This window comes from Halomonas sp. PA16-9 (assembly GCF_009728585.1).
Classification (GTDB): Bacteria; Pseudomonadota; Gammaproteobacteria; order Pseudomonadales; family Halomonadaceae; genus Vreelandella; species Vreelandella titanicae.
Genome location: NZ_CP040451.1, coordinates 242,986 through 269,347, shown reverse-complemented (window position 1 = coordinate 269,347; position 26,362 = coordinate 242,986). Strand labels below are relative to the sequence as shown.

20 protein-coding genes, 3 pseudogenes and 4 CRISPR repeat arrays are annotated in these 26,362 nt (G+C 56.3%); of the genes and pseudogenes, 9 read left to right on the top strand and 14 right to left on the bottom strand.

Features of this window, described 5'->3' with window-relative positions:
• The first annotated feature begins 489 nt into the window (after positions 1–489).
• Complete coding sequence (locus FDY98_RS01250; RefSeq protein ID WP_009288117.1) at positions 490–1,113, top strand: hypothetical protein; 624 nt, start codon at positions 490–492, stop codon at positions 1,111–1,113.
• Here FDY98_RS01250 and FDY98_RS01245 read toward each other — a convergent pair.
• A complete protein-coding gene (locus FDY98_RS01245; RefSeq protein WP_340146627.1) occupies positions 1,097–2,188 on the bottom strand; it encodes an acyltransferase family protein in 1,092 nt (363 codons plus the stop codon). The genes FDY98_RS01250 and FDY98_RS01245 overlap by 17 nt on opposite strands.
• 152 nt (positions 2,189–2,340) lie before the next feature.
• Between FDY98_RS01245 and FDY98_RS01240 the strand changes: the two genes are divergently transcribed.
• Positions 2,341–3,309 (top strand): alpha/beta hydrolase, encoded by a 969-nt coding sequence (locus tag FDY98_RS01240; RefSeq protein WP_009288119.1) that lies wholly within the window; start codon positions 2,341–2,343, stop codon positions 3,307–3,309.
• A gap of 66 nt (positions 3,310–3,375) precedes the next feature.
• Positions 3,376–3,684 carry a hypothetical protein gene (locus FDY98_RS01235; protein WP_027958153.1) on the top strand — a complete coding sequence of 103 codons (309 nt, stop codon included), beginning with the start codon at positions 3,376–3,378 and terminating at the stop codon, positions 3,682–3,684.
• 42 nt (positions 3,685–3,726) lie between these two features.
• On the opposite strand, the gene FDY98_RS01230 is transcribed toward FDY98_RS01235, so the two are convergent.
• The 9 genes and pseudogenes from FDY98_RS01230 to casA all read right to left on the bottom strand — a co-directional run bounded on the left by FDY98_RS01230 (position 3,727) and on the right by casA (position 17,853).
• Positions 3,727–4,830, bottom strand: a complete 1,104-nt coding sequence (locus FDY98_RS01230; protein WP_027958152.1) for a M48 family metallopeptidase — start codon at positions 4,828–4,830, stop codon at positions 3,727–3,729.
• On the bottom strand, positions 4,830–6,047 hold the full coding sequence (locus FDY98_RS01225) for a DUF898 family protein (protein ID WP_081742683.1): 1,218 nt from the start codon (positions 6,045–6,047) through the stop codon (positions 4,830–4,832). The genes FDY98_RS01230 and FDY98_RS01225 overlap by 1 nt, the downstream gene beginning before the upstream one ends.
• 429 nt (positions 6,048–6,476) lie before the next feature.
• A CRISPR array of direct repeats spans positions 6,477–8,091; the repeat unit is 29 nt; unit sequence CGGTTCATCCCCGCCCGTGCGGGGATCGG.
• 90 nt (positions 8,092–8,181) lie between these two features.
• Positions 8,182–10,041: direct repeats of the CRISPR family, unit length 29 nt; unit sequence CGGTTCATCCCCGCCCGTGCGGGGATCGG.
• Positions 10,042–10,433: 392 nt separating this feature from the next.
• A CRISPR array of direct repeats spans positions 10,434–10,768; the repeat unit is 29 nt; unit sequence CGGTTCATCCCCGCCCGTGCGGGGATCGG.
• 390 nt (positions 10,769–11,158) lie between these two features.
• Positions 11,159–11,554: direct repeats of the CRISPR family, unit length 29 nt; unit sequence CGGTTCATCCCCGCCCGTGCGGGGATCGG.
• A 110-nt stretch (positions 11,555–11,664) separates the two neighbouring features.
• Positions 11,665–11,958 carry a type I-E CRISPR-associated endoribonuclease Cas2e gene (cas2e, locus tag FDY98_RS01220; protein ID WP_027958943.1) on the bottom strand — a complete coding sequence of 98 codons (294 nt, stop codon included), beginning with the start codon at positions 11,956–11,958 and terminating at the stop codon, positions 11,665–11,667.
• The gene (cas1e, locus tag FDY98_RS01215) at positions 11,959–12,879 is read right to left on the bottom strand and encodes a type I-E CRISPR-associated endonuclease Cas1e (protein WP_155705661.1); all 921 of its coding nucleotides are present in this window, start codon (positions 12,877–12,879) and stop codon (positions 11,959–11,961) included.
• A gap of 9 nt (positions 12,880–12,888) precedes the next feature.
• Positions 12,889–13,578, bottom strand: coding sequence for a type I-E CRISPR-associated protein Cas6/Cse3/CasE (gene cas6e, locus FDY98_RS01210; RefSeq protein WP_027958941.1), 690 nt, complete (start codon positions 13,576–13,578; stop codon positions 12,889–12,891).
• A complete protein-coding gene (cas5e, locus tag FDY98_RS01205; protein ID WP_027958940.1) occupies positions 13,578–14,330 on the bottom strand; it encodes a type I-E CRISPR-associated protein Cas5/CasD in 753 nt (250 codons plus the stop codon). The genes cas6e and cas5e overlap by 1 nt, the downstream gene beginning before the upstream one ends.
• Before the next feature lie 9 nt (positions 14,331–14,339).
• Complete coding sequence (gene cas7e, locus FDY98_RS01200) at positions 14,340–15,431, bottom strand: type I-E CRISPR-associated protein Cas7/Cse4/CasC (RefSeq protein ID WP_027958939.1); 1,092 nt, start codon at positions 15,429–15,431, stop codon at positions 14,340–14,342.
• Positions 15,432–15,491: 60 nt separating this feature from the next.
• Positions 15,492–16,157, bottom strand: coding sequence for a type I-E CRISPR-associated protein Cse2/CasB (gene casB, locus FDY98_RS01195; protein WP_027958938.1), 666 nt, complete (start codon positions 16,155–16,157; stop codon positions 15,492–15,494).
• Positions 16,157–17,853 (bottom strand): annotated as a pseudogene (gene casA / locus FDY98_RS01190) (type I-E CRISPR-associated protein Cse1/CasA). The gene casB and the pseudogene casA overlap by 1 nt, the downstream one beginning before the upstream one ends.
• Before the next feature lie 573 nt (positions 17,854–18,426).
• Here casA and FDY98_RS01185 point away from each other — a divergent pair.
• A complete protein-coding gene (locus FDY98_RS01185; RefSeq protein ID WP_027958936.1) occupies positions 18,427–18,858 on the top strand; it encodes a DUF29 domain-containing protein in 432 nt (143 codons plus the stop codon).
• A gap of 5 nt (positions 18,859–18,863) precedes the next feature.
• Here FDY98_RS01185 and FDY98_RS26465 read toward each other — a convergent pair whose 3' ends face one another.
• The 3 genes from FDY98_RS26465 to FDY98_RS26455 form a co-directional block, all read right to left on the bottom strand.
• Entirely contained in the window at positions 18,864–19,067 is a 204-nt protein-coding gene (locus FDY98_RS26465; RefSeq protein WP_340146626.1) for a hypothetical protein, read from the bottom strand.
• A complete protein-coding gene (cas3, locus tag FDY98_RS26460; RefSeq protein ID WP_340146625.1) occupies positions 19,060–20,718 on the bottom strand; it encodes a CRISPR-associated helicase Cas3' in 1,659 nt (552 codons plus the stop codon). Before cas3 ends, FDY98_RS26465 begins: the two co-directional genes overlap by 8 nt.
• 68 nt (positions 20,719–20,786) lie before the next feature.
• Positions 20,787–21,536 (bottom strand): CRISPR-associated endonuclease Cas3'', encoded by a 750-nt coding sequence (locus FDY98_RS26455; protein ID WP_340146624.1) that lies wholly within the window; start codon positions 21,534–21,536, stop codon positions 20,787–20,789.
• A 161-nt stretch (positions 21,537–21,697) separates the two neighbouring features.
• Between FDY98_RS26455 and FDY98_RS01175 the strand changes: the two genes are divergently transcribed.
• The 5 genes and pseudogenes from FDY98_RS01175 (at position 21,698) to FDY98_RS01160 (ending at position 25,431) form a co-directional block, all read left to right on the top strand.
• Entirely contained in the window at positions 21,698–22,393 is a 696-nt protein-coding gene (locus tag FDY98_RS01175) for a hypothetical protein (RefSeq protein WP_027958934.1), read from the top strand.
• Positions 22,394–22,548: 155 nt separating this feature from the next.
• A complete protein-coding gene (locus tag FDY98_RS25845; protein WP_162836274.1) occupies positions 22,549–22,698 on the top strand; it encodes a hypothetical protein in 150 nt (49 codons plus the stop codon).
• Positions 22,695–23,429 (top strand): metal ABC transporter ATP-binding protein, encoded by a 735-nt coding sequence (locus FDY98_RS01170; RefSeq protein ID WP_035539377.1) that lies wholly within the window; start codon positions 22,695–22,697, stop codon positions 23,427–23,429. The genes FDY98_RS25845 and FDY98_RS01170 overlap by 4 nt, the downstream gene beginning before the upstream one ends.
• Positions 23,413–24,302 (top strand): annotated as a pseudogene (locus FDY98_RS01165) (metal ABC transporter permease). Before FDY98_RS01170 ends, FDY98_RS01165 begins: the two are co-directional and overlap by 17 nt.
• Before the next feature lie 35 nt (positions 24,303–24,337).
• Positions 24,338–25,431: pseudogene (locus FDY98_RS01160) on the top strand (metal ABC transporter solute-binding protein, Zn/Mn family).
• A 23-nt stretch (positions 25,432–25,454) separates the two neighbouring features.
• On the opposite strand, the gene FDY98_RS01155 reads toward FDY98_RS01160, so the two are convergent.
• The gene (locus FDY98_RS01155; RefSeq protein WP_022520850.1) at positions 25,455–26,330 is read right to left on the bottom strand and encodes a LysR family transcriptional regulator; all 876 of its coding nucleotides are present in this window, start codon (positions 26,328–26,330) and stop codon (positions 25,455–25,457) included.
• Positions 26,331–26,362: the final 32 nt, after the last annotated feature.

Sequence of the window (26,362 nt, the reverse complement as noted above, 5' to 3'; positions counted from 1 at the left end):
AGCTACCGATAAAAGTGTTGTTCGACAAAATACGTGCTAAACCGCACGTTTGTCATTCTTGTTCGCTCAACGTTTGCCTGACATTGGTTAACAAATCGCTCAGCGAGCATTTCAGACCGGCTATCGTTTTAGCACGCCGCAGGGCTTATGCCTACGGCCCGCTAGCCGCTTGCAAATACAATGCAGAGAACATGCCAACACTGCACCAATATGGCATAAAAAACAACAACTATCTGTTTTATAAACATTAAAAAATGGCTTCGAATGCCTCTTGATGACGCATAACGGCGCAACAGGCTATTCTGAACCGTCTAAAAAACCTCTTATGCACCAAAATAGAACAAAAATAATGCCGCGCGCCCATCAAAGTGCACAAGTCATACTTAGCGCTGTTTTTTAGCTCGCAAATTTTTTTACTTGCTACGCAAATAAACCAGATACTACAATAAATTACAATTTGATAGATTTGCTCACAATCGGAGTCGGCAAATGGGATCGGTCTGCTTTATCGTTGATGCCATGGTGACGGGTGAAATGTTGCCACGCCACTTAAAATCCATACGTGAATCCGGTGTCGCCGACCACTTGCTGCCCATTTTGGTGACAGCCACTCAAGCGCAAGCACGCCTGAGTGCTATTGAACAGCGCTACCATGCTCATTCGCTGATTACACCATCAAGGCCGCTGGGGGCTCGCTTGAATAAAGCCGCGTTTACCAGCCAAGCAGAGTGGCTCATCATTGCGCTACAGAAAAAACCACTGCCTGCGGAGCTTTGGTGTGCACTCTATTCACAGCTCAACACTTACACCCTTGACGCCTTGATTATTGGCCTCACCCGGCCATCGCTGTCGGAACGCATCCTGCGGCGCTTATTGGCCAGTGCTTTACTTTTGCCGCCCTACATTGCCGTGAGGCGAGCCTGGCTAGAACGCTTGGGTGGGTTTGACCCTGAGCTGGACGATAACAGCGCGATCGACGATTTTCTGCAACGTTTACACGCCTGCCCTACGCGTTTAAAAACCTACAACGGAAACCTGCTTAGACTAACGAAAGAGCCAGAAAACCCTTTTCTACCTAACCCCCCGGCTACGGCTTTCACTCCACGCCTATAATGCGTTTTCTGCCGCTATCCACAGATACCATCCACCGCCACTCTCTGACTAGCTTACCTTTAATCGCTTGCCGAACAGCATGGCGCCCAGTGTCGTGGTATTGGCGAGTTATTAAGCCCCACTGACCCCACCACACCAACCGCCATAAGCGCCAGTGCATACACGCCAATGGGCAACGACAACGGCTCGACAGCCAGATCAGCGAGCACAAAGAACATAGGGTGAGCCAAGTAAATGCCAAACGAATACGCATTAATGTGGCGCACCCACAAAGGCGCAGGACGCCCGGCCAAGTAGCGCATGGCACACAGCGTGAACAGCACGAAGAAAGGAATGACCACACCTCTTTGGAAGAGAAGGCCAGCCAACCTGTAAAGGTCGCGGCAATAATCAGCGCCACCATTAGCACCAACCAGACCGGGCGGGCCATTTGCTGCATCCAGGCAGGCCGCGCCAGCATCACGCTCTCAGGGGGTAGCGGGTAGTAGCGCACCAGCACCAGGGCAAGAAAAAACACATAGATCCAACCCAGTGGAGCAATCCACAGCAGATAGCCGGGCAGGTCAACCTCAAACCAGTAAGCCAACCCCCAATACGCCATGCTGATCACACAAGCGCCCCACAGCCACGGCACCGGGTTCAAACGCCACAGCTGCCAACGGGTAAACAGCCAATAGGCCACATAAAACTGCATCGCAATAATCAAAAAATAGCCATGCCAGCCCGCGTACACATAATACTCAATGGCGTTGGCCACGAACCCCACCGGTTCATCCGATGGCTGTTGGCTTAGCCATTCAGCCGTCGAATAAATAAAGCCATACACAAAATAGGGCACCATTACATACTTCACGCGCTGGGCAAGGAATCCTTCCGGCACGGATTTATCGTAGCGAACGGCAAACACAAAGACCGCAATAAACAGGAAAATCGGGGTACCCAACACCAGCGGTATGCGCATCAAATCGGTGGCAACATTATCGAGGCGCTGATTGACATGATCTAGTAAGTGAAACAAAAAAACGGCTATACAGCCGTAAGCACGCAACCAATAGATCTCTTCAATTTTGCGCATTGGGCCTCCCGCCTCGACCTACTCCTACCCTGGCATTTTGCATGGCGATGATGAATGACTATGCTAACTGACTGTCTTATATGGCTATGATGAACAATAAAAGCCTTCGCGCTGTCCGACCCCATTGAACAGTTTTAATTCCCGGAGGAAACGTGTTCATCCCTAAGCCACCAGTATTCTCGTACCGATTTCACTCCCTACTTACGGCATTTATTGGCTGGCTAACGTTCAGTGGCCATAGCTTAGCCAGCGAGGTTGAACACCATCAGTTTTTCTCGCCCACGCTAGGTTACGACTACCCCTACAGTATTTATTTACCCGACAATTATGACGCCCAAGCGACAGACGCGTATCCGGTCGTTTATATGCTGCACGGCTCATTTAACACTGACCGCGACTGGGTTTCTCGCGGCAACTTGCAGCAGGTGGCGGATAGGTTAATCGCTGCCGGGCATATTCCTCCGGCCGTTTTCATTATGCCCGGCAGTCGCAGTTGGTGGGTAGATGGCCACAACGAACCCGCCCGCAGCGCATTTTTTAACGACCTAATGCCACATGTGGAAGCAACCTATCGCGTGGGACAAGAGCGCCACCTGCGTGGCGTGGCAGGCTATTCCGCTGGCGGTTACGGCGCACTCAACTTTGCCCTGGAACGGCCTGAACTGTTTGCCGCGGTAGCCGCGCTAAGCCCCGCCAGCTACGCCCCCCTGCCGCCGCGTAACTCCACCGCCTGGCGCCACCCCTCATTTATCAATGACCAGGGTCGATTTGATCGCGAGCTGTGGCAAAACCTTAACTACACCAACTACTTGGAAGAGTATCGCCTGCGCGTAACCCCCCGCGGTACCGAAGATGAGGGCGACCTTTCCCCCGTACCGCTGTATATCAGCGCCGGGCGTAGCGACGTTTATGATGCAGAATTTCACGCCCGCATACTGCGCCAAGCCATGGAACGCATCCAGCCCAACGATGTGCGCCTCGACCTCTACCCCGGTGGCCATACATGGAAAGTATGGCGCGCCAGCCTACCGGCAGCGCTAAACTTTCTCTTTCAATACGTGGGACAAGAAAACAGCCCAGAGGTGGAGACCAACAGGGCGGAGGATGAACAGCATACATAACCCCATTGAAGGCACTACACTGAAACTACACTCATCACGTCATTCAACAAGACAAGGAAGACAGCGATGCATCAGCATATCGAATGGGACGAACCCGGCAGCGCCAGTGTTATGCAGTACTTTAAAAAACACCCGGATCAAAGCAGCCAACCCGACCCGGGCGACATCATTTCCGCACGCTACCAAGGCGCCATGGTGCGCGTTAAAGTAGAAGCCTACCGAGAAGATGACGCCGTCAGCATCGGTGAAGTCGCCGCCATCATCGACACCGACGGCAGCCGCCATCAAAGCCACAACAAGCTGGAAGTCGGCCATATCGTCCGGGTACCCGATGGCAAACGCGCCATGGAAAAATGGGGTGACAACGAAACATAAGCATGCAGAGTGGCGCGGTTCGCGATACAGCGTTAACAGCCTTTAATCGCAGATCGCTTGCAAGGCAGCCCATTCAGCTGGCGTTAGAATCGCAGTAGTACCGCCTTGGCTTTCAGCTAATTGCTGGGCCTGGGTACCGCGCCAGCTGGAATCAGGGTGTGTAGATAAATGCTCGGGGGTAGCAATATCACCGTCCTCCAGCCCCTCGATCCGCGTAAAAAAGTTTGCAAACCCAGCTGCATCAACTTCCGCCGTAGCGAGCATTTCGAGAGCAAAACGGTCTGCCTCGACTTCAGCCTCCCGGCTATAAGAAGCAGTAAGCAAATGCTCACCCACCACCGCGGCACCCGCAAGATCGCCAAAAACCATGCTAAGCAGCCCCGCAGCCCCCGCCGCCCGTAATGCTTGCCGCATTGGGTCTCGCCGCTCCACATGGCCAATTTCATGAGCCAGTACCCCCGCCACCTCTTCGGGGGACTCAGCCTCTTCCAGCAATGCACTCAGGATAACCACCTGCCCGCCGGGAGCGGCAAACGCATTGACTTCAGAATGACCGAAAACCTGAATGTCTATGGCGTAGTGCATATCACGCCCTGCAGTCAGCCTCTCCAGCATCGTATCTAGCGCCGCCACCCCCTCAGGAGAATCGCAGCGCTGCATGCCTGCGTTTGAACTACTTAGCACCCATTCGATTTGCTGGGTAACGGCTTTACCAAACGCAACTTCGCGCTCGATAGGAATGGCCTGAGCCAGGATATTGGCCATGCCCGGCAAAATAACGAAAAGCATCAGCGCAATGGCCACCACCGCGCCCGTTCCCCATCCTGCCATGCGCAACCAGGTTCTTTTACGGACATCACGGCGGAAAAGATCAGGCTGTGTGGCACGCAACCAAGCAATAAAGTCGTTATCAGTGACAATAAGCCGTGCAGGATCTCTCTCGTCAACAGACGAGACATAACGGGTCAAGGTCAGCTGTTTTGTACTCGAGCTATCACGAAGAGCACGAAGATCGGCGAGTTCCCAGCGAACGTGGTCAGCTAGCGATTCTGCGTGGATGACCAGCGCCTGCTGGTCATCTAACACCGAAATGCACACCTCATGACGATAGGCCGTCACGCCGTCAAAGAATTGCGCCTGCAACATTAAAATGCGCCAGCGACATCGAGTGCATCCGCCACGCCCTCAGCACCAACGGCATCATCTGCCTGACGCTGCTGGATTTGATGTAAAGGCTCGGGATTTATGATACTAAACGTCTGAACATAATGACCCAGTATAGGCTGAGTAATCATCACCATTTTCATTGCCTGAAACAGCAAGAATAAAAAGATATAGCTCAGCGCAGCACCAATGAATCCAACCGTGACTGACGAGATACCAAAATCAAAAATGGCCGTCATAACACTTATTATAAATATTATAAATAACGACATTACCCCCATCCCGACAGCTGCAATAAAGTAAATCCTGATAATAGCCCCCGTGCGCGGCTCAGCCTTAAAGCTAACCTCCTCGCCTAGCGTCTTGTGAGAAGTCATATAAGCAAAACTCTTAACCTGGTAATACACAACACCGATAGCCACCCAGACACCGCCAACACAAAGCAGGGCTGTCGCGAGACCGTTATACCCCCATGTAAAAATACCTAAACATACCAAGAGAATGACGATACCAATAAACAAATGCGTTAGCGACGAGTAGAGACGCGGCCAAGATCCACCCTGCTTGATACGAGCATCACCATAGTAACTCCGCGCGGCCATATACTGCTCTAACTTGAACGTAGCCAGTGGGGCCAGCGCACCCAGTGTTACGACCGTCAGCAACCTGTAACCGATGGCACGGATCACATAGCCCCAAGCGCCTTTTTCCATACTAAAACGAATGCCACACCACCGCGTTCGACTCATCATATATCGGCGTTTCTGATAACTGGCATAAAACAGAAGAGGCAAAACAGCAATGACATGCATATACACAACTATTAGATAGCGGACTTGCTCCGCCGGATTAGTAGCACTCGACGAGACGTTAAACATCGAAAGGCCGAAGTAGAAGAGCAGCATCTGGAGAACGCCGAGATACAACGCCAGGATAACCAGGGCAATGAGAAAGCCAATAAACTTCTCAAGCCCTGTTCCCGTGTACTCCAAGGCAGAATCATTGGCGCTTGTAGAGCCCCAAAGATACTGACGGATGCGAGTCGTTTGCCAGAAACGGTAAATCCCCAAAGTAAGGATAGTGAGTAAGCCGGTCTTAAAAACCAGAAAGAAAAGCGAGAGACTATCGGGCTCTTGACGAGCGGCCACGCTTTTCGGTTCAGACGCTAAGTGATGAGTGTCCATGCGGGAAAGATCCATGTCTTTTAACGTTAGTGATATAGCTTAATTTGACGTCTAGCTAAATAAGTATATCTCAACGCCGCACAAAAACTAAGTAGGCTTTGCCATTAATAGCAGTTAGCCAACCAGAAACCGGCAGAAGGACTCAATGCTCGCCACTTATGACGGTTCATGCACATTTCGAGTAGGCGTGATAAGCCTCAAGCGCAGCGGTGCCACGAGCACACAGTTTAATAAGCCTTGGCCGCTGGCGATGCTTTATGAGCGGCCTATATGGCAACACCTTCTGCCACCTATTCCGGGGCATGCACATTTCGAGTAGCGCGGCGTAAGCGTTAGCGCACCCGCGACGGCGGCCCGGCGCGAAAGCACCGCGCAGCGGCCAAGGGCACATACTTTAAATCTAACTCCCGACCATCTAAATGATCTTTTTGACGCCACTTTGAACGGTTCATCCCCGCTCGTGCGGGGATCGGCTACGCACCGGGGGAAATGACGATAACGACGACGGTTCATCCCCGCCCGTGCGGGGATCGGGTACTGCCCGAAAACTGGGACGCCGTTCAGATCGGTTCATCCCCGCCCGTGCGGGGATCGGACGGTACGTACCAACCTTGACTTGAAAGGAGGCGGTTCATCCCCGCCCGTGCGGGGATCGGATATTGTGGTGAACACTGCAGCCATAATAATTCGGTTCATCCCCGCCCGTGCGGGGATCGGGAAAGGCCGATACGGCGCGACTTCTCAATCACCGGTTCATCCCCGCCCGTGCGGGGATCGGCGACGCATCTTGTCGTCGGCGTAGCCGTCAGGCGGCTCATCCCCGCCCGTGCGGGGATCGGCCCAAGCTTCCATGGGGCTTTGGTGGCGTAATCGGTTCATCCCCGCCCGTGCGGGGATCGGGCGCTCAGCAATGCGCCAATCTGTCTCCAGTGCGGTTCATCCCCGCCCGTGCGGGGATCGGCAAATTAAGAGTGCACTGACCAACACCGGCGCCGGTTCATCCCCGCCCGTGCGGGGATCGGCGGATATCAACAGTCAGAGAAGCTATTTACGACGGTTCATCCCCGCCCGTGCGGGGATCGGGGATGCTTTCAACGTTCTCTGTAAAAAGCTGGCGGTTCATCCCCGCCCGTGCGGGGGTCGGGCGCGAATTACTAACGAGACATCGCGAGTACCCGGTTCATCCCCGCCCGTGCGGGGATCGGATGGAGGGGCCAAGAGGCATTTGGTCGCCCAACGGTTCATCCCCGCCCGTGCGGGGATCGGAGCGATAATGCGGACGTCAACTCCGATCAGGACGGTTCATCCCCGCCCGTGCGGGGATCGGTTGCTAACCGATGAAACTGGCAGACCTATGTCCGGTTCATCCCCGCCCGTGCGGGGATCGGCGAACTCGAAGAAGAACAAAGCGATATCCATACGGTTCATCCCCGCCCGTGCGGGGATCGGGTCATCTGATCGGCCTTCCGCTTGCCAAACACCGGTTCATCCCCGCCCGTGCGGGGATCGGGTGGCGGCGTGCGAAATGGTGGTTCGTTATTCCGGTTCATCCCCGCCCGTGCGGGGATCGGACGGTCATTAAGCCCATCACGGCGCTGGTCAACGGTTCATCCCCGCCCGTGCGGGGATCGGTTGTCCGAGAGCGCGCCAAATTTGTTATCTAGCGGTTCATCCCCGCCCGTGCGGGGATCGGCCCACATGCAGCCATCAGCATCGTGATTGCGCCGGTTCATCCCCGCCCGTGCGGGGATCGGTAACAATTCCTGATCTGTCATACATCCTCCGGCGGTTCATCCCCGCCCGTGCGGGGATCGGTCACTACTACGCCGCAGATAAGACGCAGGTTGCGGTTCATCCCCGCCCGTGCGGGGATCGGGAATTTGTACTCAGCAGAATTCTTGCCGAACTCGGTTCATCCCCGCCCGTGCGGGGATCGGGCGACGGTCTGGTTATCGACGATGTAGCAAACCGGTTCATCCCCGCCCGTGCGGGGATCGGCTTCTGGCCGGGGATGCGGCCATCGTCCAAGCCGGTTCATCCCCGCCCGTGCGGGGATCGGTAGCTCGCGCTCACGCTGAAGCGCTAACGTGCCGGTTCACCCGCCCGTGCGGGGATCGGCAGCTGCAAAGCACAGCCCCATCGCCGGGCACCGGTTCATCCCCGCCCGTGCGGGGATCGGGGGTTTATGACCATGCCGCGCAGACTATTAGCCGGTTCATCCCCGCCCGTGCGGGGATCGGGGGTTCATAGCTACTCAGTGTGGTTAACGCATCGGTTCATCCCCGCCCGTGCGGGGATCGGGCGAAGACAAGACCGACGACGCCCTCGTGCTGCGGTTCATCCCCGCCCGTGCGGGGATCGGCCGCATGTCTTTTGCGATGGCGTTATATTTAGCGGTTCATCCCCGCCCGTGCGGGGATCGGTGGGCGGTACCAGTGTTGAGTCCAGCACCAAGCGGTTCATCCCCGCCCGTGCGGGGATCGGCGCTAATGCTCAAGCCTAACGTTGACGTAGATCGGTTCATCCCCGCCCGTGCGGGGATCGGCGTGTAATTGAGCTTTTGTGCTGCATCGAAGTCGGTTCATCCCCGCCCGTGCGGGGATCGGTGGGGAAGTGGTAGCCGTCGCAGTAGCATGTCGGTTCATCCCCGCCCGTGCGGGGATCGGAAGTGCGAAGACCGCACGCTGCAGGTTCAGGACGGTTCATCCCCGCCCGTGCGGGGATCGGCCCGCGCAGTGAGTGCATGAGCCGTGCTTGAGCGGTTCATCCCCGCCCGTGCGGGGATCGGTCAGTGGGCGAACCTGCCCACGCAAAACGAAACGGTTCATCCCCGCCCGTGCGGGGATCGGTTGCGCGACCCTAAACACCCGCTTAGGGTGCGCGGTTCATCCCCGCCCGTGCGGGGATCGGAGCCGAGCAGCTGCAAACGGTGATCAATAACCGCGGTTCATCCCCGCCCGTGCGGGGATCGGGGCGAACGGCTCACGATAATTAGCCGCCCTAACGGTTCATCCCCGCCCGTGCGGGGATCGGCTCGATGACACAATCAGTCTGACACTGACCGTCGGTTCATCCCCGCCCGTGCGGGGATCGGTTTTGGGTAAGCCTGGAGCAAGCCGTTCCTAACGGTTCATCCCCGCCCGTGCGGGGATCGGCGACACCCACAACCGGCGCCAATGGCCATCATCGGTTCATCCCCGCCCGTGCGGGGATCGGATTATCCATTTCGACACTAGCGGCGGTTAATTCGGTTCATCCCCGCCCGTGCGGGGATCGGCTTTTAAATGATGCCGTTGTTGCTGAAACGGGCGGTTCATCCCCGCCCGTGCGGGGATCGGTGATCAGATTAAAAGTAAGGAAGCCATGCGCACGGTTCATCCCCGCCCGTGCGGGGATCGGCTCTAGCCCGCGCACGAACTCGCCAAAATGGCCGGTTCATCCCCGCCCGTGCGGGGATCGGATAAGGAAGTTGGAAAGTGGACAAGTAAGGAGCGGTTCATCCCCGCCCGTGCGGGGATCGGTCCTCCGGTTTAAATTCGCGGCGCTCAACAAACGGTTCATCCCCGCCCGTGCGGGGATCGGAGAGCGCATCTTGTCCAGCTTAGTGATAATAGCGGTTCATCCCCGCCCGTGCGGGGATCGGCCAGAATACACGGCCAATCACGCGGAAATCCTCGGTTCATCCCCGCCCGTGCGGGGATCGGCAATAAAAAGCCCCTCGATTGAGGGGCGAATGCGGTTCATCCCCGCCCGTGCGGGGATCGGTGATAGTTGGCGATGTTTTCGGCTGTGGCTGGCGGTTCATCCCCGCCCGTGCGGGGATCGGTTAATAGAGTGGTGGTCGCTGCGGACGCTGAACGGTTCATCCCCGCCCGTGCGGGGATCGGGGCGGTAATTTCTCAGACTCTGAAAGCACCAACGGTTCATCCCCGCCCGTGCGGGGATCGGTAAGAGCCGGTCGCGCTCGGTAATCGCGTCCGCGGTTCATCCCCGCCCGTGCGGGGATCGGATACTCTTCGGCACTAATCTGCCCCGGCAGCGCGGTTCATCCCGCCCGTGCGGGGATCGGGTCGGGCTAGCCGCCAGATAGCTGGTGGTAATGCGGTTCATCCCCGCCCGTGCGGGGATCGGCTTGGCCTTGTGCAGCCTTGTAGGGGCAGCAGCGGTTCCCGCCCGTGCGGGGATCGGTTATCAAGCAATGCCCAAGAGCTAATTGATTACGGTTCATCCCCGCCCGTGCGGGGATCGGCGCCCAGCCACCGTAAGCGGCGCCGCCAGCCACGGTTCATCCCCGCCCGTGCGGGGATCGGCGCCAGGGCATTGGCCATTAGGTAAAAATCGCCGGTTCATCCCGCCCGTGCGGGGATCGGTCCCATGATGCTAGCCTCGTTGCTTTGGCCTACGGTTCATCCCCGCCCGTGCGGGGATCGGTTGACCCGGGTTATCTGGCGCCGATTGGGCAGCGGTTCATCCCCGCCCGTGCGGGGATCGGAATTGCGGCAGCGTAGGCGGCCAATCTGGATGCGGTTCATCCCCGCCCGTGCGGGGATCGGTGGTGCTGACGCAGCAGCTAATCTTTCGCCAACGGTTCATCCCCGCCCGTGCGGGGATCGGCCCGCTGATGCTGCGCAACAAGCCGCGACCGACGGTTCATCCCCGCCCGTGCGGGGATCGGAGAAGGGCGAATGAGCAAGCAGGGGCATGCAGCGGTTCATCCCCGCCCGTGCGGGGATCGGGGGAAACGGCAGCAGCGACCGATACGGTCACTCGGTTCATCCCGCCCGTGCGGGGATCGGTTGATGAACCTATGGGAGCGCGGCGAGCGTGACGGTTCATCCCCGCCCGTGCGGGGATCGGGGCTTCGTCTTCCTCAACGCGTAGCTGCTCTGCGGTTCATCCCCGCCCGTGCGGGGATCGGCGGGGCGCGGTAGGCGAAACGGACATTGTTGCCGGTTCATCCCCGCCCGTGCGGGGATCGGTTTCTGGCACAACTTTGACTTCCTCTCTCAGTCGGTTCATCCCCGGTGCGGGGATCGGTAGAAGTTGCGCTTATTAGATCGCAGAAATCGGTTCATCCCGCCCGTGCGGGGATCGGCTTTGTTTTGACTAATTGGCATCACAGATAGACGGTTCATCCCCGCCCGTGCGGGGATCGGGCGGACAATAGGATTTACGTTTTTTGGTAATACGGTTCATCCCCGCCCGTGCGGGGATCGGAGGAGCTATCAAAAATGATGAAGAAGACCTTGCGGTTCATCCCCGCCCGTGCGGGGATCGGATCTTGGGCGTCAGCTTCTTGCTAACACCGCGCGGTTCATCCCCGCCCGTGCGGGGATCGGAGCAGACAACGAGGCCGTCGATAGAGTGTTGGCGGTTCATCCCCGCCCGTGCGGGGATCGGAGCCACCGCCACGGGAACGGCAATAAGAAACGCGGTTCATCCCCGCCCGTGCGGGGATCGGTTAGTAGGGGATCCGTTTCAATCCATTTACGGCGGTTCATCCCCGCCCGTGCGGGGATCGGACTAGTTGTAGATAATTGATCTACAAGAAGAAAATAGCAGATAAAAAATCTACCAGCTATTTTGCTTACTTTTTAATCAGGCTAAATTATTAAAGATCAAATAAAATCAGCTAGTTAACTTGTGGTGGTACAAAGCGCACCAAGCGTAGCCCGTCATGGTCGACGGGTTCTCGGCGGTTTTCACCATAGGTTTGAAATTCAAAGCCGGATTCATGATTGCTGGCCCAGGCCATTGCTACGTTGCCATCTTCAGCTAACGCTTCTACCTGCTCCCAGATCATTTCGCGGATGCGCCTGCTAACGTCACCAACGTAAACACCGGCTCGAATCTCCAAGAGCCATACCGCCAACCTGCCACGCAGACGTGGCGGCACGGCTTCTGTAATCACTACGAGCATCGCCATTTATCCGCTCCTGTGCCCAGCATCGCCAACCGAAGGTGGTTCGGGAATCGCAGGCGGCACCGCATCGGGTGCTGGCGGTGGCGGCTGAATATCGCCAGCGGCAAGTACATCTTCGATCATGGGGATTAAGCGCTGGAGTATACGGGATTGCTTGAATGCATCGCGGCAGGCGATACGGACTTCCCTTTCCGGCATAGGCGGATTGCGCGCCGCAACTCGAAAGGCCGCGGGTACCACCGTTTCAAACTTCACGATATCGGCAATATCGTAGACAAAACTCAACGGCTTGCCGGTGTGCAGATACCCAATCGCAGGAGCGTAGCCAGCGGCCAAAATAGCCGCTTCGGTAATCCCGTATAGGCAGGCGGTTGCTGCCGATAAGCATTGATTCGCAACATCAGAGGCGTCCCACTGTTTAGGGTCGTAACGGCGCCCGTTCCATTTCACGCCATATTGTTTGGCTAACAGTTGATAGGTTTTGCGCACCCTTGCGCCTTCCATGCCACGCAATTGCTCGATGCTGCGACGCGAAGGCGGCTCTTCGCCAAAACGCAGCTCAAACATTTTGCGTACCACTTTAAGGCGCAGCTTTTCATCCAGCGCCAACTGCGCTTGGTAGAGTAATTTATCTGAACACGCACCACCCGGTTGGCCAGCGCTGTATAGCCGAACTCCCGCATCCCCGACCCAGATCAACAGGGTGCCGACCGTGGCGGCCAATTTCACCGCCGCATGAGAAACCCGGGTGCCCGGTTCTAACAGTAGGCAGGCTACCGAGCCCACCGGGATGTGCATGCGCTCGCCGTTAACTTCGTCAATGACGACGAAAGCACCGTCACGGACATCTATCTGCCCCATCCCGATAAAGATCATCGACATACGATCTTTTTCGGGGATGGGCTTTAGCGGAATAAAGCCCATGTTGGTCTCCTAAGGTCGGCGCAGTAGTAGCAAACCACCGCCAAATGCCTTGGCCCGCCCGATGCCGTGGGCCATTGTTTCGATCAGCTTTCCTGGATTGGTAACTTCCAGCAGGCCTTCGTAATCCACCGTTGAGAACTGAACCGGCTTGCCTCTCCCTTTATTCAGCACATGCTGGCGGTAGGCACCCAGCTCTGGCGTAACCGGCAAGCTAAAGCCCCATGTTTCAGCGCGACTTTCGAGCCATTCACGGGCCTTGCCATTCATCGCATCAACACAGGCTTGGCTGGTGCGCTGCCCTGGTGGAAATGGCTTTTTGGCCGCCATCAGCACATCGGCGCGCTGGCCGCGTTTTCCCGGCACCGGAACCGCCATGGTGGGGTTAGCACGCAGGCGGAACGCCAGCCTATCGCCCACGTTTAGCTCGGGCGTAAAGGGTTTGCACTCGGCTTCAAGCAAGCCCGGCACCGAGGTGGGTTCACGGTCTGAAAGAAGGTAAAACAGCGGTAGTCCTTTGGGGCCTCGCCCTTCCTCGGTTTCTTCCAGTTCTTGCCGGAAAATAAACGGCCTTGGCCCTTCATAGTCGGGGAATAGCTGCCATAGAAGCTGATGACCCGCGTAGGCTTCGGCGTTCATCACATCAAACAACTTTTCGCGGGAAAGCCCGTTCAGGTCAACGCGTACGCGTGAGAGATACATTAGCGCGCCTCCTCTGCTGCTATGGCCCGGCGAAACTCTAACCGGGGGCCAAACTGCCAGCGTCGGCGGTTCAGCGGAAAATCCCACACATCGTTGTACTCTGCCGCTTGGTCATCGCCATCTAACGTGCTGGCTTTTCCTTCCCAGGCGTATAGCGCTTCATCGGGAAAGCGCAGCGCCACTTTGTCATTGCCGTAGCGTTCGTCTAAAGAGGGGAAGTCAATATCGAGCGCTTCTTTAAGCGTGCTGCATTCGCGCCGCTGGGGTGCAAGCGGCGCAGCAGGCGGGCAGGATTTGCGCCCTAAATAAAGCGGGTAATGGGGCGTTTTCAGTGCTTGCTCAATCTCGCCAAGCGTGAGGCTTGCCGCAGGCGTTAGCCATACGGCCACCGTCCATAGGCCATCGCAGCGATAGTCGCGGCTGGAAAGTATCGTTTTCAGCGTATCGCGCGGCGCACTTAGCTCTTCCTTACGGGTGCGATAGCTCACTTTTGACTGAGAGGCGGGCATCTGCACCGTGTGGTAGTCGCGCATCAGTAAGCCCGGCGTGTACTGCTTTACGCCTATGGCAATGCTGTCACGCAGTTGCGTTTGGCCTGCATCGTCGTCGCGACGAATACCTAGTGCGGCCCCAAGCAACCCCAAAACAGCCCCTTTGCCAGGGTAAGTCGCAGTAGGGCGCGTTTCACCAACGGCGGCCTCCCCCCAACTAGCTAGGGGCGCATAGAGCCGAAAAATAAGATAGTCGGTCATGCCGCCCCCTTATTGGTCAGCTTTCAGGAAGGCGATCAGCTCAGTAAGGCTGCCTTTTTTAACATTACCTTTTAACTGTGGTGTTTCATAACTAGGCTCGGCGCTAACGACAAAGCGGCTATCAGCACCTGCGTCATAGGCACTATCAAAAGCGTTGGCCTGTTCTTCAATACGCTTAATGGCATCGAGTGCTTGATCTTGCCCCGTCACCGGGCGCAGATAAGCGGTGGAGAGTGAGCGTGGCTGCTGGTTACCTTTTTCCGCCAGCACGTAGCTCGCGTGGGCACGGGAGCCAAAGCTGTTTTGCTTGCCTTTGGGCGACATTTTAACCGCGGCTTCCACCAATGCAGCAATCGCTTGGTCGGCTAGCTCACTGTTGCCTTGCAAGTTCTCAACCAGTTGCTGGCGATCAATGCAGATATAGAGATAGAACAACCCGGCCCCAAAGCCAGACTCACCGATATGGGCCGCGCCCCGGTCTTTATCACCGCTATTTAAGTCATCGACAGCGGTAAAGTAATCATCTTCTACTTCAGCGGCATGCACGGTAATGGCGTGGGCCACTTGGCAGGCGGCATCCACGTTATATTCAGGAACGGCGGCCAGCATACGGCCAAACAGCGCTACATCGGCGGCAGCAGGTTTGTGGCGTAAGAGCTTTAATTCATCATCGTTGGGCTCGCGCTTTTCTTCTGCCAGCGTTTCCACCAGTTCGCTGATCGCTTGGCGTTCTTCCAGGCCAACATGGACTAGCTGCTCAATCTCAAACTCTTTAGGCTCGCCCTTTTCTACTTTACGCAGCTTGCCAAATACGCCCGCTATTTTTTCTGCACAAGCCCCCGCCATTTTTTGATCAACGCCCTTCTCGACCAGTTGATCGTAAGCCTCTTTGCCTAAACGCTTGGTGCGCGTGCCTACATGCCCGGCTAGTGCTTCTTCAAACAGTGCAGAAGTACGCCAAGTACGCTTAAGACTTTGTGATGAAACACGCAAGCGCTTCGCCCCACCCATCAAAGCAGTTTTGGGGCGGCCCAAATCATCGCGGTTAAGGTTAGCGGGCGGATAAGAGGTGAGTAGGTGCAGTTGAATAAAGTGGCTCATGGATAACTCCGTTAGTGGTGTCAATATGAAGCTAAAAATGGTGACAATCAGTCGTAAAAGTCAGTCGCCGCGGTGGCTGTAGCGAGACGTTGCTGCGAAATAGTCGTTCGCCAGTACAAAACCAAGCCTTTGAGTAGGCTTGGCAGATAAACGCCCACGATGCTCGCGCCACCAGAGCGAGATAACACTTGCCAGTAGTACGACACTGATATCCTTCTTATCCGCAAGCGCCAGTGCCCTGCGTAAGCGCTGGATAAACTCCGCAGGCGTTCGGCAAGAAAGTAACTGTTGAAAGCGCAGCTCGCTCATCAGTGGTTTACCGGTTTGCTCTTTTTGCTGGCCAAGGCGCAAGGCTAACGACGTGCTCTTCTTTTCCTCACGCAACTCCGCGGCTATTAGCGCGATGCATGACCACACTTGTAGCTTTTCATCGCGGTAATCCGCTTGCTCCGTCGTCTCCGGCAGCATTGCCCAAAGCTCACGAAAACCTTGGGTCAGCATCGCTGCTTCAGCGCTATCACAACGGCGCAGTACCGCTCGTACACCACGGGGCAGTGGTGGCTGAGGGGTCAATGCTTTCAAAGCCTGTGGGGTTAGCGTCAACCGCTGCCACCAACGACGTAAGGCGGCGGCCTCATCCAACTTCAAAGCGACTAGCGCTTTTTTCTCCGCCTCGGACAAAATATCTTCTTTTTCGATTGCTTCCGGCGTCTCCACATCACTCATCAGGCGTCTCCTGTCGTTGTTGCAGCAGAGGCCGCGTTACGCTTGGCCTTCGCGGAGGGGTCAAAATCACCCTGTTGGATAAAGTCACTCACCACTTTGCTACCTTTGCTCTTGCCGCCAAGAAAGCTTTGCAGCTGCCGATGGGCAGCGGTAGTACGTTCAAGGTCCATGCTTTCCTGGGCACCGCTTAGTGCCAAATCTTCAAAAACGCGCATTGCTTCCTTCTTCAAGGCGAAGTACCAACGTTCAGCGATGCTGGGAGGGATATGCGGTGGCGGCGAGTCTTGTTGCAGCATCTGCTGAAGGGCTAGCAACGCTTTAAAAAATTCAGGCTCGGTTGCATCGTAAAATTGGTTATCAATGGCGCTCATATCGCCCTTGGCATCCGATGGGCGCGAAAACCAGGCGTTTTTAACTTGGGTGCGCACCATCCAGGCGATATTGCGCGAAAGCTCTGTCAGCTGGTGGATCCATGTTCGGAGCCTTTGCTGGCCTTGTGGAATTTCCACCAGGGGCATTTCGATACTGTACCAACGCGCGGCTTCATATTGTCCATGTCGTAGCCAAACACCCATAGACGTGCCTCTCTCAGCAGCTTCGGAATATCTTTATCAAAGCGACGCACTTTCCTCGCCAAGACTTGTTTATCGATATAGCTCTTTAAAACCGCTGCTGCGATTGCGCCACTGCTTTCTTCATCGTTAAGCACAAAGCCCGACCAGTGCCGATAGCCCAGCCCACCCGGCTGACCTTTACTGGAAAGCGGCAGTTCATTGGGCTTTTTTGGATCACGTCGGTAGGGTGTTAGCGGGTGTAACCAAGGGCCGTCGTAGTTTGCCCCCTGTTTTTTAGCACGTAGTTCGCGCACTACCCGCTGTGTTTTTCGTCCGCAAATATCGCACGGGCACTCATCTGCGTCTTCAAATAGCAGCCGGAAGCGGCGCGGCACTGACCAGTAAGCGTGTAGGGGATGGGTGTCTTCAGGTAGCACCTCGGTGCCTTTTTTATCGCTTACCCGCGTATCAGCCATCCAGAAAAAGAGCGACGGCTCTTCTGGATGCGGCGTCGACCACTGCTGCCCTTTCTGAATGGCTTCTTTCTGCGTAATGACGTTTAGCCACAGCCGCTCCCACAAGCTGGCTGTGGATAACTCAGGCATGACCAGTGTAGTCAGCGGGCCACCACCACGAAGGCCCACACGGATACCGGCACCGCCCGCAGGCGCATTGATCTGCATGGTGTAAAGCGCTATGGCCGCACAGGCATCACACATCACATCAACGCGGCCGCGCTTTATGAAAAAGTCAGTATTATTTTTGATGCCGTTAGCGCCGGGGGCATCAATTAATAACCCACTGACAGTGGCGTTTTTCACATCCTCCAGCGGGTCAAGGTCTTGCATAAAACGAGGGCCGTCGCCGTCCAGTTCAAAAGCACTACTGAAAGGCGCAAACGCCTTGTCCAACGCGCCCACACTGGGAGGCGCCATTAGCAAATCAAGCCAATCGTCATGCGCTTTCGGCGGTAGCGCTGTTTGTAGCAGGCCGATCAGGAACTGATAGGCTGCTCCTTGAAAGTCCGCACGCGGCAGGGCGAGGTTAATCACATCAGAATCAGCCACTGCTGAGGGAGGGCGTTTCTCTACCGTTCCATCTTTCAGCAGGAAGGGGAACCACGGGTCGTCAAGTAGGTTCATGAGCACCTCAGAAATGCTATAAATCAAAAAAGCTGGCCTCATTACTGAGGCCAGCCAATACAATCAACTATTTCTTTGGTTTCTTGCTTTTGCGTGTTGGCCGAGGCGTGATTGGCCAAGCTTGATAGCCATAGTCATGCGCATCAAGCACTCTTCCATCTTTGGTTTTGCGGTATCGTCGAAATATCATTTTGGCCTCCTTCGAAGGCGTTGTATCCGAAGTAGGCGACCTCTACTTGCGTAGTAGCACCGAAAACCTTAACTTGTCGTTGCGAGCAACAATGCATGGTTCGGTGATTCGTCGCCGTTCTGTGCATCCCAAACAACAAGGTTCTCAATAGAACCAATTGCTTTTAGTAGGGTGCCCAGTTAGTATGTATCTGCTGCAAGCGGGATGTCAACAAGTGTTGTAAAGTACAAACTCCCCAGCGATAGCGGGGATGAACCGGTTCTAAATAGAACCAAGGCACGTTCCCCGCGCCAGCGGGGATTTCCTAGCCGATCATTTGCAGCACCAGCGCACCGTTTACTGATATACAGGCAATCAGCCAGTTGGTTGGGAGGTATAAGACAATGGCAATTCATTATGAGCAGGATGCCTACGCCTGGGCGCTTGAACAGGCGGGGCTGCTGCGGGCCGGTGAACTGGACAAACTGGATATTGAGCATCTCGCTGAGGAGATTGAAAGCATGGGGAAAAGCGAGCGGCGCGCATTGATTAGCCAGTTGGCTCGCTTGCTTATGCACCTGCTGAAATGGGACCACCAGCCGGAACGGCGTTCGCGCAGCTGGCGGCTGACGATTCAGGATGCTCAAAGCAAAGTGAATCGCCTGCTGAAGGACAACCCCAGCTTGAAGGCATCGCTGCCTGAACTGATGAACGAAGCCTACGATGATGCCCGCCGAGCAGCGGCTATCGAAACTGATCGGGAACCGCAAGAATTTCCCGAGCAGTGTCTGTACAGCTTTGAAGAAGCCATTAGCTTTGAACCCAGCGAACATTGAACGCCTCATGACGTTTGCTCCTTACCGCCTAGCCTAACGCCCCACTGGATGTCGTAGTCACAATCTGAGTCATCACTGGGCAGCCAAGGCTGGGTATACTTCAGTGCTTTATAGCGCTCTTGAAGGGTAAGCCACTGGCTTTCATAGAGGCTTGACAGCGCTGCCAACTTGGCAGCTTGGCTTTGGCGTAATTTTACCTGGCTAAGCATACCGGCATGACGGCTCTCCCGCCCATAGCGCTAGCTCGTTATCATCGGTGAGTGACAGCAGAACGACATTAATTGTTGGTTCATCCATCAGGCGTGTGCCTATTTCTTGCTCTTCCTGCCACTGATCACTTTTTATGTAGCCATCCTCAAGATTGAGGGCATTAAAGGTAGCGAGCGAGCCAGACGCTTTCCGTATGCTGCCTTGCTCTATGCGAGCTTGTTGCAAGGCATCTGGAATATCATCTATGACTTGACCGTAAACGCCCTCAATAAGCGCTCGCGCCTTTTCCGGCATACGGATCTCACCAAGGCGACGCAATACCCGCTGGGTTAGCCAGCACAGCGACGTATCACGGTAAACCGCCTGGGTGCCTGGCAGCGTACGTTTAAGCCAGTGCTCATCGGGATCATCCGCCCAGGGCGGAGCTAGCACCAGCAGACGCGGGAGGCAGCGCGCCCCACGCTGGTGGCGTTGTAAACGTCCTGCCCGCTGGATAAGTAGATCAATGGGGGCAATGTCGCTGATCATCACATCCACGTCACAGTCCAGGGACTCCTGAAAAACCTGTGTGCTGACCAACACCTGCCCCTTGCGCATTTCGGGGGTCGAATCTTTGCCTAATCGCTCAATGACCTGGGACTCAATACGCTGCCTATCGACCATGGCAAAGCGGCTGTGGAAAAGCAGGCAGTGCTCGGGCTCAGGGTGGCGGGCAGCGATGGCTTCAAACGCGCGAATGGCATCATCAACAGTATTGCGCACCCAAGCGATACACTCACCGGCTTCTACCGCTTCCAATACCGCGTTAATGGCCTGCTCTTCTTCGGTTAGCCATTCAACATCGACACTTCTGGAAACTTCCGCGCGTGAGCCTAACGGCAACTCTAGCGGCTGACCTTGGCTCACATGGGTCAGTAATGGAAAATCATCTTTTTGTGGTTTCGTTTCCGGCTGCCCAAGCCCTGTTTGCCAAGCAGCCATCAAAGCACTGCGCATCGCACGGGGCAGCGTGGCGGTTAGCAAAATCGCGCTGCCACCCTGACGAGCGTGGTAGCTCAGCAGTTGGTTCAGCAGGGTCTGCATGTAATTGTCGTAGGCGTGAACCTCGTCAATCACTAATACCTTGCGCGCCAGCCCATACAAGCGCAGCGACTGGTGGCGAAACGGTAAAATGGCCATTAAGGCTTGGTCGATGGTGCCTACGCCCACTTCTGCCAGCAGCGCCTTTTTACGTGAATCCGCTAGCCATTGGTTACAGCGGCTAGTGGCCGACAGTTCGCTGGCGGTGTAATCAAGATCGGACGGCTGAGGTGCAGCGACTGCGGCGATAAAATCGTCGTTTAAATCCCGTGCACCGTGGGCAAGAACAAAAGAGGGCGTAGATTCAGCGGTGTAGAATCGGCGATGCAAATTGCCCAACCGTGAATACATAGCGTTAGAAGTTGCCATGGTGGGCAGTGCAAAATAGAGCCCGTCTCCATGGCCTGACGCTAATAGGCGCTGGGTAAGAATGCAGGCGGCTTCTGTTTTCCCCGAACCTGTTACGTCTTCCAAGATAAGCAACTGCGGCCCATCCATGATTTCTACTGTTTCTGCGGCCTGCTGCAGGGGCGTTGGTGTGATGGATTGCTGACCAAACCAGCTTGCCATGCCTGCATAAGGGAGTGGTTCGGGAAGTCGGTTAAACCCTGTGTCTTGCAGTGCTTTTTCAGCGTGAGCTAACGCAACGTGCCAATAGTCCGCAAGGGAAGCTCTTCTTGGAGGTAGGGAAAGTGATCCTGATTGGAGCCTAACCAATCACTTAAGGTTGCCCATCCGGCGATTGTCCAGCTTAGCGTTTGCAGTGCATAAACCCACTCTTCAGAAAATAGCTGCTCCAACGGCCACTCTGGTGGAACGACGTTGGCCCAATCAGCGATGAACTGACGGGTTGCTTCAATATCATCTGCGTGCTCATCACGACAGAAAAACATCTCTACGTCGATTTTTCCGGCGTCCACTGGCTGGCCGTGGTGACCAAAGAACGGCGCTGCGAGGACAGGCAAAGCGGCGTTAAGCGCATTGAACTCAGTAAGATTCAAGCTGGCAGGCCACTGCAATGTGCCATCTTCCAGCCAATCCAGATATTCAGCCTCCCAGATCACCGCGCCTAAGCGGTCATGGCGCTCTGTATATGCATATTGCGCAGCGGGAGGTACTAATGCCAAGTTTGGGGTCGGTTGAAAAAGCCCCTGAAAAGATCGCGCAAATTTGCCAATATCGTGCAAACCCAACCAAAAAACTAATAGCTGACGCAGTGCTTTAGGCTCAAGACTTAGTTGCGCTGCCAAGCGTTGTGTCAGCGGTCTATCCGGCGAAAGCAGTAACCAGCCCACAGCAGCAACATCCAGGCTGTGATACGGTAATAGATGACACTCTACATCTTGCCCCTTAGCTTGCGCCTTGCCCCAGTAGTGATAGTAAATCACCGCCTCTCCTCCGCTGTTTGACCAACACCTCATCTAATCATTCTTTATCCTTAAACACCATTGACCTTAGTCATACTTCGCCACCCCTGAATCCCCCCACGTCTCATTTGTTTTGCGTGCTACGCTTAGCGCGACTGCTCCCCCTATATAGGCACTTCACCATGCATGCTTTTCGTCTTGTTGCCGCGTTGGTTACCGCGTTGGTTACCACCTTGGTAATCACTCTGCCTGTCTCGCTACAAGCACAAGCCCAGACCCAAGCTCAAACCAGCGAGCAGTGGAGTGAGTACGATGATGTGTTTGAGGACGGCGCACGCCACGCTAATATTTGGCAATGGGGTTGGTCGGGCATTTACGCCACCAGCCTGGCGGTGAACGCTTACCAATCCAGCGAGGCGAGCGATCCAGATGACCGCTTTGATGCACGGGTGGGTGTGGTGAAATCAGCGCTGGCCTTGGGTGGTATGCTGACCGACCGCCAGCCGCACCCGGCGGCACTGACCGAATATGAGCGTTTGAAAGCCAGTGGCGATTTAAGCGGCGTACAGGCGCTAGGCTTGCAGCTCGCCCAGGCAGAGCGTGAGCGGCGCGGCTGGGGTGCCCAGATAAGTTCGCTAGTGGTGAATGGCGTGGCGGGTGCAGTGATTGCCGCCGATGGCAGAAAAAGTGATGGTGCTATCAACTTTGCTACCGGCATGCTGGTGAATGAGCTACAAATTTGGACACAGCCGAATCAGGCGTCTTCTGCGATTAATCGCTTCCAACCCGCTAATCTATCGCTGGGGCCGATCACTATTCCCGGTGAATACGCGCTGCATGTAGCGCCGCAGCAGCTAGGTGCTACCTGGCGCTATTGATACACCCTACGGTTATTCCCTTAAAGCGCTGGCGACGGTTTTCCGCTAGCGCTTTATCGTTGCTAGCGCGGCGTGAACGAGTAAAATACTCAGCAATTTTTTGGCTTTGCCAAACGTTATGTTATAACCTATTTGAAATTATACGAGGCCGCTTGATGAGTGAGCATACGCACCGCCATAACAAGGAGGGCCCTTGTCACTTCTCCTTGATGTCGCTATCGGCTGTTAAACGGCTGTTGTTTGTTGCCGTGCCGCTATTGGCGCTGTGGGGTTTGGTGGTTTGGGCTAGCGGGTGGTTAGGATGAGTCAACGCTCTTTATCACGCTTACAGCTGCACAACCTGCATTTGGCCCAGGCGCGCCGCACGGTGCTGGAACATATCGAGGGCGACTTTAAGCCGGGTGCGATTACCGCGCTGATTGGCGCTAACGGCGCCGGTAAAAGCACGCTGATTCAGGCCATTATGGGCGAACTTCGGCCCATTAGCGGCGAAGTGGTCTGCACCGTCGCAAAAGAGCGCCGGGCGTGGCTGCCACAGCAGTTGGCGCTGGATCTCACCTTCCCGATGAGTGTGGAAGAGTTAGTCATGACCGGCAGCTGGCCCAGCCACGGCGCGTTAACCGGCTATTGTGCAGGGCACTACCGTAAAGGCCGCGAGATTATGGCGCGGCTGGGTATTTCGCACTTGGCCCACCGCCCGCTGGGCGAACTTTCCGGTGGCCAGCGCCAGCGTGCACTGATCGGCCGTACGCTAATGCAGGAAGCCGAGCTACTGCTGCTTGATGAGCCGTTTGCCAACGTGGATAGCGAAACCGTGGATATTTTGATCCGTATCCTGCGCCAAATGGCGGACGACGGCGCGACGATCATTGTCGTGCTGCACGATATGGATCACCTGCGCCGCCTGGCCGATGAAGTACTGATGCTAAACGGCGGCCATGGCCGTTGGGTCGCGCCCAGTGCGCTGACCCATCAACACGCACCCGCTCAGGTAGTGCCGTTTACCATGGGAGGACGCCATGCTGGATCTGCTTAATGCGTGGTTTGTCAGCCCGTTCGATTACGGCTTTATGCGCCGCGCGGTGGTGGGTGGTTTGGCGCTTTCGTTGGCCGCGCCGCCGCTGGGTGTGTTTTTGGTGCTACGCGGTATGAGCCTGATTGGCGATGCCATGGCCCACGCGATTCTGCCCGGTGTCGCGCTGGGGTTCCTGCTGGCGGGATTTTCGCTGCCGATTATGAGCATTGGCGGGGTGCTATTTGGCTTAATGGTCGCGCTGCTGGCGGGGGCGGTCTCAAATATGGGCGGCCAACGCGAAGATGCCGCCATGGCGAGCTTTTTTATTATCTCGCTAGCCGCAGGCGTGATGCTGATTTCATTGGGCGGCAGCAGTGTCGACCTTACTCATGTGCTGTTCGGCTCGATTCTGGCGATCAACTCCACCGCGCTGTTGCTAATCGCGGGTATCAGTACGCTGATTGTGCTGACCCTGGCAGTGGTGTTTCGCGCCCTGGTAGTGGAGTGTTTGGACCCGCTGTTTTTACGTGGCCAAAGCCGCCGCAGCGGTTGGGTACACAGCGTTTTCCTGGGCCTGCTGGTGCTGAACCTAACCGCCGGCTTTCAAACCCTGGGTACGCTAATGGCGGTGGGACTGATGATGCTGCCCGCCACCTCGGCGCGCTTTTGGAGCAAACGCCTGAGGGCTTGATCGGCATCGCGATTGTGCTGGCCATGGTAGCGAGCACCGGTGGCCTGCTGCTCTCTTTTCATCTGGATATCCCCTCTGGCCCGAGCATTATTCTGCTGGCGGGGTTCGGTTATCTCTTTTCGGCCCTGTTTGGTCGCTACCACAGCTTGGCAGCCAAGCTGCGGCGTAAAACAACGCCGCTTGAAGTGGAGCAAGGGGCTTAATTATCAGTCTTCATGCTTATCGTAAGGAGTGTTGTATGTCGCTTGCCTATTTATCATCTCGGCCTTCGCGCTGGTTAGTCGGTGTTTCCGCGCTGCTGGCTCTGCCTGCTGCCATGGCTAATGAGCGCGTGCAGGTGGTGACCAGTTTCTCTATCCTGGCGGATATGGTCGAAAACGTAGGCGGCGAGCATGTCGAGGTGACCCCGCTGGTGGCTGCCGATGGCGATGCCCACGTTTACTCCCCAGCCCCGGCGATGCACGCTCCCTGGCCAATGCCGATTTAGTCGTTTTCAACGGCCTGCTGTTTGAGGGCTGGATGGAGCGCCTGATTAGCGCCAGCGACTACAACGGGCCGATGGTCACCGCGACCGATGGTATTGAACCGCTCTCTTTCGCTGCACATGAAGAGCACGGCCATGATGATCATGACGAGCACGACCATGGGCACGACGACCATGACCACGAAGAGCATGCCGATGAGCACGCGGGGCATGACCATGGCAATCAAGATCCTCACGCCTGGCAGGATATGCACCAAGCCGAGGTGTATATCGCCAATATCCGCGATGGCTTAATCGCCGCCGACGCAGATAACGCCGATGCCTACCGCGCCAATGCGGAGCAGTATTTACAGGAAATGGCCGAGTTAGACGACGAGATTCGTGCGCTGATTGACGAGATCCCGGCCTCCACCAGCGTGATTACCGGCCACGACTCCTTTGGCTACTTCTCAAGCGCCTACGGGGTGACCTTCCTCTCTCCGGTAGGGCTTTCCACGGAAGCCGACCCCAGTGGCGCCAGCATGGCGGCGCTAGTGGATGTGATTGAGCAGGAGAACGTGAAGGCGCTGTTCCACGAGAACATGACCAACCAATCGATCATCACCCAGCTCGCCGAAGAGACCGGCCTGCCCATTGCGGGCACGCTCTACGCCGATGCGCTGGCAGCAGAGGGTGAAGCTAGCACTTATCTGGGTATGATGCGCCACAATGCCCACGTGCTGCACGACGCGTTGGCCCAGCCGGGTCATAACGACCACGACCACGACCACGACCACGACCACGACCACGACCACGACCACGACCACGACCACGACCACGACCACGATGATCATGGTCACAGCCACTAAGCAGTTAACGTCAATAGTGCTGCTCAGGCATTAATGGCCGTGAGCAGCCATTCCCGGAAGGACGCCATGGCGTGGGTTTCGGGGCGTGTCTGCAGGCGAGTCAGCCAGTAACCGCCTAGGCTAACAGCGGTGTCGAAAGGCTGTATCAGTGCGCCGCTGTTTAGTTGGCGGGGAAACATCAGCGGTGGCGCCAGCGCCACGCCTGCCCCTTGTAGGGCTGCTTCCACCATGGCGATGGAAGAATCAAACACAATGCTGTTGGTCATCGGAAAGCTGCGTGGTAGCCCTGCCGCCAATAGCCACTCTGTCCACTCATCAGCGCGATAAGAGCGCAGCCAGGTTTCCCCCAGCACATCGGCTGGGGTGTTAAGCCGCGCGGCGATATCAGGTATGCACATTACCGAGAGTGACGCCGGTAGTAGCGGCTGCGCCGCGGTGCCATGCCAGGCCCCTGTGCCAAAGCGGATCGCAAAATCCAGCCCTTCGCCGGCAATATCCGCGCGGTTGTTATGGGTGGAGAGCCGCAAATCGACGTAAGGATACTGGCGCTGAAAATCTCCCAGTCTCGGCAGTAACCAGCCGACAGCAAAAGTCCCCACCACGCCGACGTTTAATACCTCCCGATAGCTGCTCTCGCCCACCCGCTCCAGCGTGTGGGCTATCTGGTCGAATGAACTCTTCAATACCGGCAGCAGCAGCTCGCCCTCCTGGGTAAGCATTAGCCCCCTGGGCAAACGCTTGAATAGCGGTACCTTCAACAGCGTTTCGAGCAGCTTTACCTGGTGGCTTACCGCCGCCTGGGTCACGTGAAGCTCTTCTGCCGCGCGGGTAAAGCTTAAATGCCTGGCCGACGCCTCAAACGCGCGCAGCGCCTTCAACGGCAAGTAGGGACGCACCACCTTGACCCCCAAATTTTTCTAATGGCTTATGC